Raw genomic sequence first — 2,058 nt, forward strand, 5'->3', positions numbered from 1 at the left:
CGGGCCGACCGGTACCAGTTGCGCCCCGCCTTCCACCAGGCGCAGGAAGTGGCGGTTGCACGGGTAGCCCGGGTCAGCCAGCAGCCAGTGCTTGCCGGGGTCGACCAGCAGGCTGCTGGCCAGTAACAGGGCGCCCGAACCGCCCGGGGTAATGAGAATGCGCTGCGGGTCAATGCTCAGGCCATAACGCTGTGCATAGAACCCGGCTATCGCTTCGCGCAGCGCCGGCAGGCCGCGTGCGGCGGTATAGCGGGTGTGGCCGGCGGCCAGCGCGGCCTGGCCCGCAGCCACAATCGGTGCTGCGGTGGTGAAGTCCGGCTCGCCGATTTCCAGGTGGATCACGTCGTGGCCGGCCGCCTGCAGCTCGTTGGCCCGCGCCAGCAGTGCCATGACATGGAAAGGTTCGATGGCGCGGCTGCGCGCGCTGTAGGGGTGGGCCATGACCTTCTCTCAATAGCGGCTAAACTGAAGATTCTACCTGCGTAAGCAATCGAACGTACCGCTCAGGCCGGTGTCTGTTAGCAGGATCGGGCGGGCTAGCGCACCCCCGATCTATCTGGTAAGTTCGGCGGCTCGCAGTCGCAGGGCCGGCGGTCGCCGGAGATGGAGCATCCTGCGCATTGGATCAGATGAGTGAGAGGCGGTCTATTCATGTCCACCGTAGAAAAGCAAAAAACCGGTCAGACCATGTACGGTGTCGAGCCTTACGTAGAGTCCAAGGGTGAAGAATACATGGGTGAGCCCATGAAAAAGCACTTCACCAAGCTTCTCGGCGCCTGGAAGCAAGAGCTGATGACCAGTGTGGACCGCACTGTGGATCACATGAAGGACGAGGCAGCCAACTTCCCCGACCCGGCCGACCGTGCCAGCCAGGAAGAAGAATTCGCCCTTGAGCTGCGCAACCGCGACCGCGAGCGCAAGCTGATCAAGAAAATCGACAAGACCCTCGACAAGATCAAGGCCGACGAGTACGGCTGGTGCGAGTCGTGCGGCATCGAGATCGGCCTGCGCCGCCTGGAAGCCCGCCCTACCGCCGACCTGTGCTTCGACTGCAAGGAAATCGCCGAGAAAAAGGAAAAAACGGTCGGCAAAGGCTGATCTTTCTTCCAACCGAACGGGGCGCATCATGCGCCCCGTTGCATTTATATACCCAGCCAGACCATGACCAACTCCAGCTACATTGGGCGCTTTGCCCCCACCCCCAGCGGTTTCCTGCACTTTGGCTCACTGGTGGCTGCACTCGCCTCCTGGCTGGATGCCCGCGCGGTCGACGGCCGCTGGCTGCTGCGCGTGGAAGACACCGACCCGCCCCGGGAAATGCCCGGCGCCCGTGACGCCATCTTGCAAACCCTCGAACGCTACGGCCTGCACTGGGACGGCGAAGTGGTGTTTCAAAGCCAGCGCCAAGACGCCTATGCCGCCGTGGTCGACCGCCTGTTCAACATGGGCCTGGCCTATGCCTGCACCTGCTCGCGCAAGCAACTGGAGGCCTATGGCGGCATCTACCCAGGCCTGTGCCGTAACGCCGGGCATGCGCGCGAGGGCGCGGCGATCCGCTTGCGGGTGCCAGAGCTGATCTACCGTTTCAGCGACCGCGTACAGGGTGCTTACCAGCAGCACCTGGGCCGCGACGTGGGCGATTTCGTGATACAGCGCCGCGATGGCCTGTATGCCTACCAGCTGGCCGTGGTACTGGACGATGCCTGGCAAGGTGTAACCGACATCGTGCGCGGTGCCGACCTGCTCGACAACACCCCGCGCCAGTTGTACCTGCAAGAGCTGCTGGGCTTTTCGCAGCCGCGCTATCTGCACATACCGCTGATCGTGCAACCGGACGGCCACAAGCTTGGCAAGTCATACCGTTCGCCGCCGTTGCAGGCCGAGCAGGCGACGCCGCTGTTGTTGCGGGCGTTGCGGGCGCTGGGGCAGGCGACTGACCCGCAGTTGCTGCTGGCAACGCCGGCTGAAGTATTGGCCGTGGCCCGCCAGCAGTGGCGGCCCGAAGCGATTGCGCAGCGCACGACGGTGCCAGAGGCTGATCTGCGCTGAGGCCTTGCC

The 2,058-nt window shown here is 64.2% G+C and carries 3 protein-coding genes; 2 read left to right on the plus strand and 1 reads right to left on the minus strand.

The genetic code is table 11. The annotated features are described in order from the left end of the window. On the minus strand, positions 1-441 hold a 441-nt coding region (locus APH30_RS26900; RefSeq protein WP_156326738.1), incomplete at its 3' end, for an aminotransferase class I/II-fold pyridoxal phosphate-dependent enzyme. Positions 442-651: 210 nt separating this feature from the next. Here APH30_RS26900 and dksA point away from each other — a divergent pair. Together dksA and gluQRS are read left to right on the plus strand one after the other, a co-directional pair. Next, positions 652-1,098, plus strand: coding sequence for an RNA polymerase-binding protein DksA (gene dksA, locus APH30_RS26905; RefSeq protein WP_009685370.1), 447 nt, complete (start codon positions 652-654; stop codon positions 1,096-1,098). A gap of 63 nt (positions 1,099-1,161) precedes the next feature. After that, a complete protein-coding gene (gene gluQRS, locus APH30_RS26910) occupies positions 1,162-2,049 on the plus strand; it encodes a tRNA glutamyl-Q(34) synthetase GluQRS (RefSeq protein ID WP_054914238.1) in 888 nt (295 codons plus the stop codon). The last annotated feature ends 9 nt before the right edge of the window (positions 2,050-2,058 follow it).

The sequence above is a fragment of the Pseudomonas sp. NBRC 111127 genome (genome assembly GCF_001320345.1).
Classification (GTDB): Bacteria; Pseudomonadota; Gammaproteobacteria; order Pseudomonadales; family Pseudomonadaceae; genus Aquipseudomonas; species Aquipseudomonas juntendi.

Coding starts and splice junctions, on each gene's coding strand:
- dksA (WP_009685370.1), top strand. CDS start 652: ATGTCCACCGTAGAAAAGCAAAAAACCGGTCAGACCATGTACGGTGTC.
- gluQRS (WP_054914238.1), top strand. CDS start 1,162: ATGACCAACTCCAGCTACATTGGGCGCTTTGCCCCCACCCCCAGCGGT.